Source organism: Streptomyces kaniharaensis (genome assembly GCF_009569385.1).
Lineage (GTDB): Bacteria > Actinomycetota > Actinomycetes > Streptomycetales > Streptomycetaceae > Kitasatospora > Kitasatospora kaniharaensis.
On sequence record NZ_WBOF01000001.1, the window covers coordinates 2,146,745 to 2,160,704 of the forward strand.

12 protein-coding genes and 1 pseudogene are annotated in these 13,960 nt (G+C 72.7%); 8 read left to right on the plus strand and 5 right to left on the minus strand.

Annotated elements, in window-relative coordinates; translation table 11 throughout:
- Positions 1–86: 86 nt before the first annotated feature.
- The 3 genes and pseudogenes from F7Q99_RS40985 to F7Q99_RS09705 all read right to left on the minus strand — a co-directional run.
- Positions 87–1,229, minus strand: a pseudogene (locus tag F7Q99_RS40985) (diguanylate cyclase domain-containing protein); the annotation flags it as partial.
- 329 nt (positions 1,230–1,558) lie between these two features.
- Positions 1,559–2,683, minus strand: coding sequence for an adenylate/guanylate cyclase domain-containing protein (locus F7Q99_RS09700; protein WP_326846473.1), 1,125 nt, complete (start codon positions 2,681–2,683; stop codon positions 1,559–1,561).
- 170 nt (positions 2,684–2,853) lie between these two features.
- Positions 2,854–3,747 carry a biotin--[acetyl-CoA-carboxylase] ligase gene (locus tag F7Q99_RS09705; RefSeq protein WP_153460898.1) on the minus strand — a complete coding sequence of 298 codons (894 nt, stop codon included), beginning with the start codon at positions 3,745–3,747 and terminating at the stop codon, positions 2,854–2,856.
- A gap of 220 nt (positions 3,748–3,967) precedes the next feature.
- Here F7Q99_RS09705 and F7Q99_RS09710 point away from each other — a divergent pair, with 220 nt between their 5' ends.
- The 6 genes from F7Q99_RS09710 (at position 3,968) to F7Q99_RS09730 (ending at position 9,652) form a co-directional block, all read left to right on the plus strand.
- Positions 3,968–5,569 (plus strand): acyl-CoA carboxylase subunit beta, encoded by a 1,602-nt coding sequence (locus tag F7Q99_RS09710; protein ID WP_153460899.1) that lies wholly within the window; start codon positions 3,968–3,970, stop codon positions 5,567–5,569.
- Between the two features lie 40 nt (positions 5,570–5,609).
- Positions 5,610–5,831, plus strand: a complete 222-nt coding sequence (locus tag F7Q99_RS09715; RefSeq protein ID WP_153460900.1) for an acyl-CoA carboxylase epsilon subunit — start codon at positions 5,610–5,612, stop codon at positions 5,829–5,831.
- 146 nt (positions 5,832–5,977) lie between these two features.
- Positions 5,978–6,115 (plus strand): morphogenic membrane protein MmpB, encoded by a 138-nt coding sequence (gene mmpB / locus F7Q99_RS40350; RefSeq protein ID WP_326846474.1) that lies wholly within the window; start codon positions 5,978–5,980, stop codon positions 6,113–6,115.
- Between the two features lie 60 nt (positions 6,116–6,175).
- Entirely contained in the window at positions 6,176–6,778 is a 603-nt protein-coding gene (locus F7Q99_RS09720) for a nucleoside triphosphate pyrophosphatase (protein WP_153460901.1), read from the plus strand.
- A 130-nt stretch (positions 6,779–6,908) separates the two neighbouring features.
- Positions 6,909–7,655: a hypothetical protein gene (locus tag F7Q99_RS09725; RefSeq protein ID WP_153460902.1), complete on the plus strand. Its 747-nt coding sequence runs from the start codon at positions 6,909–6,911 to the stop codon at positions 7,653–7,655.
- A gap of 221 nt (positions 7,656–7,876) precedes the next feature.
- The gene (locus F7Q99_RS09730) at positions 7,877–9,652 is read left to right on the plus strand and encodes an acetyl/propionyl/methylcrotonyl-CoA carboxylase subunit alpha (protein ID WP_326846475.1); all 1,776 of its coding nucleotides are present in this window, start codon (positions 7,877–7,879) and stop codon (positions 9,650–9,652) included.
- Between the two features lie 92 nt (positions 9,653–9,744).
- On the opposite strand, the gene F7Q99_RS09735 is transcribed toward F7Q99_RS09730, so the two are convergent.
- A complete protein-coding gene (locus F7Q99_RS09735; protein ID WP_153466001.1) occupies positions 9,745–10,692 on the minus strand; it encodes a DeoR/GlpR family DNA-binding transcription regulator in 948 nt (315 codons plus the stop codon).
- Positions 10,693–10,928: 236 nt separating this feature from the next.
- Positions 10,929–12,383 carry an NAD(P)H-quinone dehydrogenase gene (locus tag F7Q99_RS09740; RefSeq protein ID WP_153460903.1) on the minus strand — a complete coding sequence of 485 codons (1,455 nt, stop codon included), beginning with the start codon at positions 12,381–12,383 and terminating at the stop codon, positions 10,929–10,931.
- A gap of 78 nt (positions 12,384–12,461) precedes the next feature.
- Here F7Q99_RS09740 and F7Q99_RS09745 point away from each other — a divergent pair, with 78 nt between their 5' ends.
- Both F7Q99_RS09745 and F7Q99_RS09750 read left to right on the plus strand, forming a co-directional pair.
- On the plus strand, positions 12,462–12,899 hold the full coding sequence (locus F7Q99_RS09745; RefSeq protein ID WP_153460904.1) for a gamma-glutamylcyclotransferase: 438 nt from the start codon (positions 12,462–12,464) through the stop codon (positions 12,897–12,899).
- A gap of 212 nt (positions 12,900–13,111) precedes the next feature.
- Complete coding sequence (locus tag F7Q99_RS09750; protein ID WP_326846477.1) at positions 13,112–13,933, plus strand: purine-nucleoside phosphorylase; 822 nt, start codon at positions 13,112–13,114, stop codon at positions 13,931–13,933.
- Positions 13,934–13,960 lie beyond the last annotated feature (27 nt).

Genomic DNA, 13,960 nt, shown 5'->3' on the forward strand with positions numbered 1-13,960 from the left:
GTGGCGCCGCGCTGGTCGAGCGAGGAGAGGACGGCGGTGAGCAGCTGCCCGGGGTCGGCGCTGTGGGCGGCGCCGCGGATGCGCCGGCGGTCCCCGGCCCCGGCCCGCCCGGTGGGGCGGCCGCGGCCGTCGGCGCGGTGGTGGGGGTCGGCGGCGTCGGCGAGCAGCACGGTGGGGTCGGGCGCGAAGCCGGGGCCGTGGCTGCGGCCGGCGACGACGGGGTGGGCGGCGCGGGCGGCCTTGGCGCGGTACTGGGCGGCGTCGGCGAGCCGGAAGAGCCGGTCGGGGGTCGTGACGGGGCCGATGGAGTCGCCCGTCGACGCCACGCCGCATGCGACGCCCTCGCCTTCGGACAGCGCCAGTGCCCGCGCGCACAGCTCCTCGGCGACGGCCACGACCTCGTCGGCCTTCTGCCCCTCCGCCAGCAGGCAGAACTCGTCCCCTCCGAGCCGCGCCGCCAGGCTGCCGGCCAGTTTGGCGGCGGCCAGCGACAACTGGTGGGCGAACCGTTCCAGCAGCCGGTCGCCCATCTCGTGGCCGAGCTGGTCGTTGACCCGCTTGAGCCCGTTCACGTCGCAGACGACCAGCGAGACCACGGTGTTGTCGCGGTTGTGCGCCTCCAGGGCGCTCTCCAGCCGGGCGTCCACCGCGCGCCGGTTCGCGAGGCCGGTGAGCGGGTCGGAGAAGGCGAGTTTGCGCAGGTCCGCGAGGCGTTCGGTCTGGGCGAGGCCGGCCGAGATCTGGGCGGCGAGCAGGGTGGCGTAGTCGGCGTCGGCCTCGGTGAACCGGGGCATGCCGACGGACCGGGCGACGTACAGCTCGCCCCAGGCCTGCCCGTGCAGGACGATCGGCGCGACCACACAGCAGGCCCGTCCGCGCCGGCGCAGCGCCGCGGCGCGTTCCTGGCAGTAGGCGCCGGCGGTGGGGTGTTTGTGCCCGGCGTGCGGTTCGGTGCCCTCCGCGGTCTGGAGCCAGGCGCGCGGCAGCCGCCCGGTGGTCCAGCGCTCCTCCAGGTAGGTGACGATCTCGGGGAAGTCGGCCACCGGGTAGGACTCGTCCTCGGGCAGTTCCTCCTCGCCGGGGGCGAGGTCGCCGTGGTTGACGAGCACCCGGAGCCGGCCGGATTCGCGGTCCCAGACGGACACGGCGGACATGGTGGCGTCGAGCGCCTCGGTGGCCCGGACGGCGGCGGCCCGGACGGCCTCCAGCGGGGTGAGCGCCCCGGCCATGTCCTGGGCGAGCTCGACCACGGACCGCAGCCGCAGGTCCGGCAGGGCGGCGGTCGGCTGCTGCGAAGGGTCACCGTCGCAGCCGCGCTCCGTCGTGATCGCCTCACTGCTCACCGGCTCGCCTCGCTTCCGTGCTCGGTCCTGCCAGTCCGCGCTCGGCCGTGGTGGTCCGTGCCCGGTCCTGCCAGATCCCCGAAGCGGCCGCACCCGTCCGGCCGCTCGCACCAAGACTATGGCGATTTCGTTCGGTTATGCCCCGTTTGTCGGGACGGACCCGCACCGACCGTACGGGCTTCAACCGTTCGGCACCCGCAGCGCGACACGCGGGACTACTCCGCCTTGAGCCGGCGCGACAGCAGCCACGGCTCGACCAGGCCGAGCCCGCGCACCGGGCGGCGCCACATCGGCTGGAGGTTGAAGCGGTGCCCGGCGTCCGGGCCCGGCACCGGCAGGCCGGAGGCCGGCATCCCGGCGGCGGCCGAGAGCGCCTCGGCGAGGCCGGGCCCGTCCGTGTCGGCGGGCGCGACGCTGCCGTTCTGCTCCAGCGCGGCAGCGAACTCGCCGTCGATCAGCACGGCGTCCTTGGGGGCGATCGAGGTGAGCCGGCTGGCCAGGTTGACGGTGGTGCCGAAGACGTCGCCCATCCGCGAGGTGACGGTGCCGAAGGCCATGCCGACCCGCAGCGCGGGGATGGTGTCGTCCTCGGCCAGCGCCTCGATCAGGCTGAGCGCGATCTCGGCGGCGGTCGCCGGGTCCTCGGAGACGTAGAGGATCTCGTCGCCGAGGGTCTTGATGACCCGGCCGCCCTGCCCGACGATCAGGTCGGAGCAGGTGTTCTCGAAGGTCTCGACGAGTTCGCCGAGTTCCTCCTCCTCCAGCCGGCGGGAGAGCCGGGTGAAGCCCACCAGGTCGGCGAAGCCGACGGCGAGCCGGCCGCTGGTCATCTCGTGGTCCTCGGCGGCCTGGACGACCCGGCCGGTGACGGCGGCGAGCTGGCGCCGCCAGACGTAGACGAGGAACTGCTCGAGCTCGGGCAGCAGCAGTTCGACCAGCGGGTAGGCGACGTCGGCGCGGGTCAGGCCGGGTTCGACGGACTGGGTGAGGTTCTCCAGGAACGTGTCCATCTGCCAGCCGGCCAGCCGCGCGGTGGTCTGTCCGGTGGAGCGGGCCACCTGGATCGCCATCGACTCGCTGAGCAGGCCGGACTCGACCAGGCCGGCGAGCCTGCGCAGCGCGATCACGTCACCGTCGGTGAGCGCCCGGGACTGCCCGATGTCGGGGAAGCCCATGGCCCGCCAGAACCGGGTGGCCAGCTCCATCGGGACGTCGGCGGCGCGCGCGGCCTGGTACGGGGTGTAGCGGCGTGGCGCGTCCAGGATCAGGCGTTCGAGTTCGAGCGCGACCGTCTGGTCGTGGGTGCCCGCCGTCCCGCCGCTGCTGCCGTCCTCTGCCACCGGTCCGTCCCCGTGCGGTTGCCGCACTTGCCTCGTGTCCTGCCTGTTCGGGCGCGCCCGCCACCCGGCGGGCAGTGGCGCGCCTCACACCGCTGCCAGGTGGAATGTTCGCACGGAATCGCGTGATCCGGAGCATCCGCCCGAGTCAAAGGGAGGTGAAGACTGCCGTTTCAGCGGGCTTCGGGGCGCACGTGGACGACGTCTCCCGCGCCCACCGCGCGCCGTGCGCCGTCGGGGGTGCGCACCACCAGGCGCCCGTCGCCGTCGACGGCCACCGCCTCGCCGGTGAGCTCGCGGTCGCCCGGGAGGTGCACCCTGACCTGGCGGCCGAGCGTGGTGCAGCGGTCCACGTAGGCGGGGAGCAGTTCGCTGGCGTGCGGGTCGCCGGCGGTGGCCGTCCAGTCGGCGTACAGGTCGGCGAACTCGCGCAGCAGGGCGCGCAGCAGTATGGCCCGGTCCGTGACCGTGGCGCCGGCCAGCGCGAGGGAGGCGGCGGTGGGGACGGGCAGTTCGGCGTCGCGCAGCGAGACGTTGATGCCGAGACCGACGACGACCGCGCCGCCGCTCAGCTCGGTGAGGATGCCGCCGAGCTTGCGTTCCACGCCGTCGATCTCCACCTGGAGGTCGTTGGGCCACTTCAGCCCGACCTCCACCCCGGCGACCCGGCTCAGCGTGCTGGCGGCGGCCACGCCGACCAGGATCGGCAGCCAGCCGTACCGCTCGACCGGTACCTCCTCGGGACGCAGCAGGACGGAGAGGAACAGCCCGGACCGAGCCGGCGCCGTCCACTGCCGCTCCAGCCGCCCACGCCCGGCGCTCTGCGCCTCGGCCACCAGGACGGCCCCCTGCGGCGCGCCGGCCCGGGCCCGGGCCGCGAGGTCGTTGTTGGTGGAGCCGGTCTCGGTGACGACGTCGAGCGAGGTCCAGAGCCCGCCGGGGAGCACCAGGTCGCGGCGCAGCGCCTCCTCGTCCAGCGGCGGCCGGTCCAGGTCGGTCCACGGCGACGGCCCGACATGGCCGAGGCCGCGCAGTCCACTGCGGCGGGGGGATTCGGGTGCGGTCATGGCCAGAAGACTAGAGGCGTAGGCCGCCCGATTGTCCCGCAGAACGGGCGTTAACAACACTGTGTCGCTGACCATAACGGCTGGACATTACGTTGGCCCTCCGTGCTGGCTACGCTACTCAACGGTAGTTCGCAGCGCCGCCCTGCCCTCCTGCGCGAGCCCCGTTCCGGCCCGCGCGCAACCGAACAGGTCGCGGCCGATGATCAGGGAGAGCCACCGGATGACCGAGGCGCCGTACGACCCCCACACCACCGCCGGCAAGCTCGCCGACCTTCGGCGCAGGATCGACGAGGCGGTGCACTCCGGCTCCGCAAAGGCCGTGGAGAAGCAGCACGCCAAGGGCAAGCTGACGGCCCGGGAGCGGGTCGTGGAGCTGCTGGACGAGGACTCGTTCGTCGAGTTCGACGAGTTCGCCCGGCACCGCTCGACCAACTTCGGGCAGGAGAAGAACCGCCCGTACGGCGACGGCGTGGTCACCGGCTACGGCACCGTGGACGGCCGCCAGGTCGCCGTGTTCGCGCAGGACTTCACGGTGTTCGGCGGCTCGCTCGGCGAGGTCTTCGGCGAGAAGATCGTCAAGGTGATGGACTTCGCGCTGAAGACCGGCTGCCCGGTCATCGGCATCAACGACTCCGGTGGCGCCCGGATCCAGGAGGGCGTGGTCTCGCTCGGCCTGTACGGCGAGATCTTCCGCCGCAACGTGCACGCCTCCGGGGTGATCCCGCAGATCTCGCTGATCATGGGCCCCTGCGCGGGCGGCGCGGTGTACTCCCCCGCGATCACCGACTTCGTGGTGATGGCCGACCAGACCTCGCACATGTTCATCACCGGCCCCGACGTGATCAAGACCGTCACCGGCGAGGACGTCGGCATGGAGGAGCTGGGCGGCGCCCGCACCCACAACACCAAGTCCGGCAACGCGCACTACCTGGCCACGGACGAGAAGGAGGCGATCGAGTACGTCAAGAGCCTGCTCTCGTACCTGCCCTCCAACAACCTGAGTGACCCGCCGTCCTACCCCGACCAGTCGTACGGCCTCTCGCTCACCGAGGTCACTGCCGAGGACCTCGAACTCGACACCATCGTGCCGGACTCGGCGAACCAGCCGTACGACATGCACAAGGTGATCGAGCACGTCGTCGACGACGGCGAGTTCCTGGAGACCCAGCCGCTGTTCGCCGGCAACATCATCACCGGCTTCGGCCGGGTCGAGGGCCACCCGGTCGGCATCGTCGGCAGCCAGCCGATGGACCTGGCCGGCTGCCTGGACATCAACGCCAGCGAGAAGGCCGCGCGGTTCATCCGGACCTGCGACAGCTTCAACATCCCGGTGCTGACCTTCGTCGACGTGCCCGGCTTCCTGCCCGGCACCGAGCAGGAGTGGGACGGCATCATCCGCCGCGGCGCCAAGCTGATCTACGCCTACGCCGAGGCCACCGTCCCGCTGATCACCGTGATCACCCGAAAGGCCTTCGGCGGCGCCTACGACGTCATGGGCTCCAAGCACCTGGGCGCCGACCTCAACCTGGCCTGGCCCACCGCGCAGATCGCCGTGATGGGCGCGCAGGGCGCGGTCAACATCCTGCACCGGCGGGAGATCGCCGAGGCCGAGGCGGCCGGCACCGCCGAGGAGAAGCGGGCCGAGCTGATCGCCTCGTACGAGGACACCCTGCTCAACCCCTACCTGGCGGCCGAGCGCGGCTACGTGGACGCGGTCATCCCGCCGAGCGAGACCCGCCGGCACATCGTCCGCGGCCTGCGGGCGCTGCGCGGCAAGCGTGAGGTGCTGCCGCCGAAGAAGCACGGCAACATCCCCCTGTAGGCCCCTGCCCCGAACACGGCCGTCGCGAGAGGATTGAGCCATGGCCCCGATCCACGTGCTGCACGGGCAGCCGACCCCCGAGGAGCTGGCCACCGTCCTGGCGGTGGTCCAGGCCCGGGCCGCCGCCGCGCAGGCCGCCGCCGAGGCGGCGCGCCGGGCCGGCGTCGGCCCGGCCTCCCCGTGGAACGACCGCGCCCGCCTGCTCCGTCCGGCGATCCGCCCCGGCGTCAACGCCTGGCGGACGTCCGGCTGGGCGAACTGAGCGCACACCGGAACACCCCGCGGAGTGGGAAGTCGGCCGGGCCGCCTTCCCACTCCGTGCACGTACCGGCGCCTGCGCCCGGATCACCGGAAACCTGAGTACGGATACTCAGGCGCCCCACCCACCGCGCGACGCACCCTGGACAGGTGCTCTGGTCAGACCCCCGCGACGAGCCGTCCCCGGAAGCCCGCCGCGTGCAGGAGAAGATGCGCCGCGCCGGCCGGGTGCTCGCCGCCTTCGCCCTCGTGATCGCCGTCCTGCTCTTACTGGCCACCAAGTTGTGACCCCGAGCGCGCGCCCTCACCCGAACGGCGGACACCGGCACACCCCCTACGCTGGTGGGCATGACCGACCCGCGCACCCTCGTCCTCGCCTCCGCCTCCCCCGCCCGCCTCGGGCTGCTGCGCCAGGCGGGCCTCGACCCGCGCGTGGTGGTCAGCGGCGTCGACGAGGACGCGATCAGCGCGGCCACCCCGGGCGAGCTCGCGCTCGTCCTCGCCGAGGCCAAGGCCAAGGCCGTCGCCGCGGAGCTCACCGACGGCGAGCTGGTGATCGGCTGCGACTCCGTCCTGGAGCTGGACGGCCGGGCCCTCGGCAAGCCCGCCGACGCCGCCGACGCGCTCGCCCGCTGGCAGTCCATGCGCGGCCGCTCCGGCGTGCTGCGCACCGGCCACTGCGTGATCGACACCGTGACCGGCGAGCAGTCCTCGGCCACCGCCTCCACCACCGTCCGCTTCGGCACCCCGGACGACGCCGAGATCGCCGCCTACATCGCCACCGGCGAACCGCTGTACGTGGCAGGGGCGTTCACCCTGGACGGCCGCTCGGCGCCGTTCGTCGAGGGCATCGACGGCGACCCGGGCAACGTCATCGGCCTCTCGCTGCCGCTGCTGCGCACCCTGCTCGCCGACCTGGGCGTGCGCATCACCGATCTCTGGGCGAAGTAGCCCAGCCGCCAACTTCCCTTTCCCGAACGCCATTTGACGCACAACCAGCATCAACTCAGGCGCCATCGATGGTCGCGGCAGGCACCCCCCGCTAGGCTGTCCGCCGTTTCGAACGGGAGGGGACGCACCGATGACCGACAGCGTGCTCAACGTGGTGCTGGGACTGGTGGCCAGCGCGATCAGCGCGGGGCTCGGCTGGCTCGCCCAGGCCCTGCGGCGGCGCCGCAAGGTCGAGCGGGTCCGGGCGTTCTTCGGGCTGCCCGCCGGCGGCGAGTGCCTGATAGTGGTGAACCAGCATCCCGTCTCCCCCAGCGCGAAGAGTGTCTCGCGCAACGACGTGTACGCGCTGATGGAGCTGGCCGCCCTCGTCAAGGAGTGCGGGGCGCAGGCCGAGCTGGTCCCGCACGACGACGTCCGCCAAGGCCTCGGCAACAAGGCCGAGTTCTGCATCGGCGGCCCGGTCAGCAACGAGCGGACGGCGGCGCACCTGGCGTCCTGGCTGCCCGGAGCGAGCTATGCGCAGGACCCGGACGGCCAGGTGTCGGTCCTGACGGTCGGCACCGAGGAGTACCGGTACGGGAAGGAGACCGAGCCCACCGGCGGCCACTCCTTCGTGCTGCTCGCCCGGCTGCATCCGACGCCTGGCAGCCGGCCGGCCTTCCTCATCGCGGGCCAGACCGCCGTCGCCAACCACGCCGCCGTCCGCTACCTGGTCGCCAACCACCGCAGGCTCGCCCGCCGGCACGCCCAGGCCGGGACCTTCGTGCTCGTCCTCAAGGTCGTCAATCCCAAGGCTTACGGCCCCGACGTCGTCGAGCTCGCCGCCGACGTGACGGCCGACGCCCTGCGCCGCACCCCGGTGTCCAGTGCCGCTTGAGTGTGGCTAAGGCCACCGCCGCGCCACGCCGCCGCGTCGGCAGGCCCCGTCCCGCGGCCCGATCCGGCCGCACGGACCCCTACCTGCGACGTCGTCCGCCGAGCCCTCCAGAGGGCCGCCGGATACATCACGGTCCGTGTGGGATAGTTCACAACCTGGGGCTACTCGCCGGTACCGCCCAGGAATCCATAGACTCGACCAGGTTCAAGAAGGGAGCCACAGTGCGCAAGGTGCTCATCGCCAACCGCGGGGAAATCGCCGTCCGCGTCGCCCGGGCCTGCTCGGACGCCGGTATCGCCAGCGTCGCCGTCTACGCCGAGCCGGACCGGGATGCGCTGCACGTCCGCGCGGCCGACGAGGCTTACGCGCTGGGCGGTGACACCCCCGGCACCAGTTACCTGGACATCGCCAAGGTCCTGAAGGCCGCCGCGGACTCGGGGGCCGACGCCGTCCACCCCGGCTACGGCTTTCTGTCGGAGAACGCCGACTTCGCCCAGGCCGTCATCGACGCGGGCCTGACCTGGATCGGCCCGCCGCCGCAGGCGATCCGTGACCTCGGTGACAAGGTCACCGCCCGGCACGTGGCGCAGCGCGCCGGTGCCCCGCTGGTGGCCGGCACCCCGGACCCTGTCTCGGGCGCCGACGAGGTGGTCACGTTCGCGCGGGAGCACGGCCTTCCGGTCGCCATCAAGGCGGCGTTCGGCGGCGGCGGTCGCGGCCTGAAGGTCGCCCGCACGCTGGAGGAGATCCCGGAGCTGTACGAGTCCGCGGTGCGCGAGGCGGTCGCCGCCTTCGGTCGCGGCGAGTGCTTCGTCGAGCGCTACCTGGACAACCCGCGCCACGTCGAGACCCAGTGCCTCGCCGACAAGCACGGCAACGTCGTGGTCGTCTCGACCCGTGACTGCTCGCTGCAGCGCCGGCACCAGAAGCTGGTCGAGGAGGCGCCCGCGCCGTTCCTGACCGACGAGCAGAACGCCGAGCTGTACCGCGCCTCCAAGGCCATCCTGAAGGAGGCCGGCTACGTCGGTGCCGGCACCTGCGAGTTCCTCGTCGCCCTGGACGGCACGATCTCCTTCCTGGAGGTCAACACCCGTCTCCAGGTCGAGCACCCGGTGACCGAGGAGGTCACCGGCATCGACCTGGTCCGCGAGATGTTCCGCGTCGCCGACGGCGAGGAGCTGGGCTACGGCGACCCTGAGGTCCGCGGCCACTCCTTCGAGTTCCGCATCAACGGCGAGGACCCGGGCCGGGGCTTCCTGCCCGCGCCCGGCACCGTCACGCTGTTCGCCGCGCCGTCCGGCCCGGGTGTCCGTCTGGACTCCGGCGTCGAGACCGGCTCGGTCATCGGCCCCGCCTGGGACTCGCTGCTGGCCAAGCTGATCGTCACCGGCCGCGACCGCAAGCAGGCCCTGGAGCGCGCCAAGCGCGCCCTTTCCGAGTTCAAGGTCGAGGGCATGGCCACGGCCATCCCGTTCCACCAGGCCGTCGTCGTCGACCCGGCGTTCGCGCCCGAGGTCCACGGCAGCGACGAGCCGTTCAAGGTCTACACCCGGTGGATCGAGACCGAGTTCGACAACACCATCCCCGCGTTCGCCGGCGCCCCCGGTGAGGGCGAGGAGGCCGAGGGCCGCGAGACCGTCGTGGTCGAGGTCGGCGGCAAGCGGATCGAGGTCTCGCTGCCGTCCTCCCTGGGCGTCTCGGCGGCCCCGGCGGCGGGCGCGGCGGGTGCCGCGAAGGCCAAGCGCCGGGTGGGTGCCAAGAAGGCCGGTTCAGCCGTCAGCGGCGACACGCTGGCCTCGCCGATGCAGGGCACCATCGTCAAGGTCGCCGTCGAGGAGGGCCAGGTCGTCGCCGAGGGCGAGCTGATCGTGGTCCTGGAGGCGATGAAGATGGAGCAGCCGCTGAACGCGCACAAGGCGGGCACCGTGGTCGGCCTGAAGGCCGAGGTGGGCGCGAGCGTCAGCAGCGGCGCGGCGCTCTGCGAGATCAAGGACTGACGCGTCCCTCCGGGGACTGACGGACGTCACCGGCCGGTCCGTGCACCTTCGGGTGTGCGGACCGGCCGCGTTTCCGGCTTCGGGCGCCGGGCTCACCGCCCGCGCGGGACGCCCAGTTCGGCCAGCCGCACCGACATGCCGGCCGGGCCGCCGTGCGCGCCGGGGCGGCGCTGGCCGGGCAGCGGGGTGCCGCCGGGGGGCAGGGCCGCCCGGCGCGCCAGCGGGCCGGGCTGGGTCTGGTGGACGGGGCCGCTGCCGGTGCCGTGCACCGGGGCGTCCCCGGCCGGGGCGGCGCCGAGCGGCGCGAGGTCGATCTGCACCCCGCGGTCGGCGAGGGCGTCCAGTTCGCGGGCGGTGGAGTCGTCGGCGGTCGCGTGCTCGTCGGTGACCAGCCGCGTGATGGCCTCGGAGGCGACCGTCTGGAACATGCTGTCCGCGCCGAGCTTGGTGTGGTCGGCGAGGACGATGACCTCGGCGGCCGACTGCACCAACGCCCGGTCCACGCTCGCGGACAGCATGTTCGCGGTCGAGAGCCCGCGCTCGGCGGTGAGGCCGCTGCCGGAGATGAAGGCCTTGGAGACCCGCAGCCCGTGCAGGGACTGCTCGGCACCGCTGCCGACCAGCGCGTAGTTGGAGCCCCGCAGGGTGCCGCCGGTCATCACCACCTCCACCCGGTTGGCGTGCGCCAGCGCCTGGGCGACGAGCAGCGAGTTGGTGACCACGGTGAGGCCGGGCACCCGGGCGAGCCGGCGGGCCAGCTCCTGGGTGGTGGTGCCGGCGCCGACGACCACCTGGTCGCCCTCCTCCACCAGGCCGGCGGCGAGGTCCGCGATGGCGCTCTTCTCGGCCGCGGAGAGGTGGGTCTTCTGCGGATAACCGGGTTCGCGGCTGAAGCCGCCGGGGAGCACCGCGCCGCCGTGCCGGCGGTCGAGGAGCCCTTCTGCCTCCAGGGCCCGTACGTCCCGGCGCACGGTCACTTCGGAGGTCTGGACGACGCGGGCCAACTCGCGGAGCGACACGGCTCCGTTGGCGCGCACCATTTCGAGGATCAACTGGCGACGTTCTGCTGCAAACACAGAACCGACGGTAACCTGCGTGACCGTCTGCTTTCAGGCGTTTGCAGCTGGTAGCCGGAAATGCTCGCGCACGAGCGGCGCATGACCGTACAATACGCGCCGTCAGCAATCCGGAACTGCGCCCGCCGTCCGGGTGACGACCGGTCATGCGCGAAGGGCGGCCACCGATCGGTGACCGCCCTCAACTGTGCCCCGAATGCTCAGGATTCGCCCTCGGACCGCTTGCGGATGTGCAGCTGCCGGGCAGCCTCGGCGGTCGAGCCGGAGACGGACGGGTAGACGGTGAAGGCGCTGGCCACCTGTTCGACCGTCAGATTGGCGTCCACCGCGAGCGAGATCGAGTGGATCAGCTCGCTGGCGCGCGGGGCGACCACGACGCCGCCGACGACGATGCCGGTGCCCGGGCGGCAGAACAGCTTCACGAAGCCGTCCCGGATGCCCTGCATCTTGGCCCGCGGGTTGCCGCGCAGCGGCAGCTTGACCTCGACCGCGTCCATCTTGCCGGCCTGCACGTCGGCCGCGGTGTAGCCGACGGTGGCGATCTCCGGATCGGTGAAGACGTTGGAGGCGACGGTCTTCAGGTTCAGCGGCTGCACCGCGTCGCCGAGCGCGTGGTACATCGCGATCCGGCCCTGCATGGCGGCCACCGAGGCGAGCATGAAGACGCCGGTGCAGTCGCCGGCCGCGTACACGCCCGGGGCGCCGGTGCGGGAGACCCGGTCGACCTGGATCTGGCCCCAGTCGTTGAGCTTGACCCCGGCCTCCTCCAGGCCCATGTCCGCGGTGTTGGGGATCGAGCCGACCGCCATCAGGCAGTGCGTGCCCTCGATCACCGTGCCGTCGGAGAGGGTGACCTCGACCTTGTCGCCGATGCGCTTGGCGCTCTCGGCGCGCGAGCGGCTCATCACGTTCATCCCGCGGCGGCGGAAGACGTCCTCCAGCACCTCGGCGGCGTCCGGGTCCTCGCCGGGCAGCACCCGGTCGCGCGAGGAGACCAGGGTGACCTTCGAGCCGAGTGCCTGGTAGGCGCCGGCGAACTCGGCGCCGGTGACGCCGGAGCCGACCACGATCAGCTCGCGGGGCAGCTCCTCCAGGTCGTACACCTGGGTCCAGGTGAGGATCCGCTCGCCATCCGGCTGGGCGTCCGGCAGCTCGCGCGGGTGGGCACCGGTCGCGATCAGCACGGCGTCGGCGCGCAGCGACTGCACGGTGCCGTCGGGCGCGTCCACCAGCACCTCGCGGGAGCCGTCCACGGCCTGCCCGCCGGCGCCGAGCCGGCCCCGGCCGCGCAGCACGGTGACGCCGGCCCGGGTGACGGACTGGGTGATGTCGTGGGACTGCGCGATCGCCAGGCGCTTCACACGGCGGTTGACCTTGCCGAGGTCCACGCCGATGACCCGGGCGGCCTGCTCGTTCGGGGGCGTGTCGTCCGCGACGATGATGCCCAGTTCCTCGTACGAGCTGTCGAAGGTGGTCATCACCTCCGCGGTCGCGATCAGCGTCTTCGACGGCACGCAGTCCGTGAGCACCGCCGATCCGCCCAGACCGTCGCGGTCGACGACGGTCACCTCCGCGCCGAGCTGTGCGGCCACCAGAGCCGCCTCGTAGCCGCCGGGTCCGCCACCGATGATCACGATCCGAGTCACGTGCACCATTGTCCCGCACGCCCGGAGCGCTGCCACGCCGGGGTACGGGCTTCTGTGCGATCGCCCAGTCGCCGTAGTCTGGCCCGCATGCCCCTCTACGCCGCGTATGCCACCAACCTCGATGCCCGGCAGATGACCCGCCGCGCCCCGCACTCGCCGCTGCGCGGAACCGGGTGGCTGGACGGCTGGCGGCTCACCTTCGGCGGCGAACAGCTGGGCTGGGAGGGCTCGTTGGCCACCGTCGTCGAGGACGAGAAGGACCAGGTGTTCGTCTCGCTCTACGACGTCGCGCCGATGGACGAGGAGGGCCTGGACCGCTGGCAGGGCGTCCAGCTCGGCATCTACCGCAAGACCAGGCTGCGCGCGCAGACTCTGGACGGCGACATCCCGGTCTGGACGTACGTGCTCAACGACTACGAGGGCGGCCTGCCCGCGGCCCGCTACCTGGGCCTGATCGCCGACGCCGCCGAGAGCGCCGGCGCCCCCCACGACTACGTGATGGACCTGCGCCGCCGCCCCTGCTAGGGACCGTCACACCGGCCACCACCGACCCGCCACGCCGGCTCGACACACCGCGCCGGACGGCCCCGAGCCGCCGGCCGGAACTGTGGATACCGACGAAACCCGCCGCCCGAAAAGCGCCACCGAGCTGTGCTTTCGGGTCAACCGGGTAACGATCCGGCACGCCGAACAGGATTTTCTACGCGCGTAGCCGATTCCCGTCTATCCTCGGACGTGTGAACGCAACTCCTCAGTCGGTCGTCTCCGCCGACCCCTACGCCGCCGCCCAGGCCGCCGCCGAGCGCCTGCGCGAGCTGACCGGTGCCGAGCGCCACGACGTCGCCCTGGTGATGGGCTCCGGCTGGGTGCCGGCCGCCGACGCCCTGGGCGAGACCGTGGCCGAGTTCCCGGTCACCGAGATCCCGGGCTTCCCCGCCCCCGCCGTCGCCGGCCACGCCGGCAAGATCCGCTCGGTGAAGATCGGCGACAAGCGCGCCCTGATCTTCCTCGGCCGCAACCACTACTACGAGGGCCACGGCGTGGCCACCGTCGTCCACGGCGTGCGCACCGCCGCCGCGGCCGGCTGTGGCATCGTCGTGCTCACCAACGGCTGCGGCGGTCTGCGCCAGGGCTGGGTCCCCGGCCAGCCGGTCCTGATCAGTGACCACATCAACCTGACCGCGGACTCCCCGATCGTCGGCGCCAACTTCGTCGACCTCACCGACCTCTACTCCAAGCGCCTGCGCACGCTGTGCCGCGAGGTCGACCCGACCCTCGACGAGGCCGTCTACGTGCAGTTCCGCGGCCCGCACTACGAGACCCCGGCCGAGGTCAACATGGCCCGGGTGATCGGCGGCGAGCTGGTCGGCATGTCCACCACCCTGGAGGCCATCGCCGCCCGCGAGGCCGGCGCCGAGGTGCTCGGCATCTCCCTGGTCACCAACCTGGCCGCCGGCATGACCGGCGAGCCGCTCAACCACGAAGAGGTCCTGGAGGCCGGCAAGGCCTCCGCCGAGCGCATGGGTGAGCTTCTGGCGAAGGTCCTTGAGCGGATCTGACCCCGATCCGGCGCACAATCATGAGCG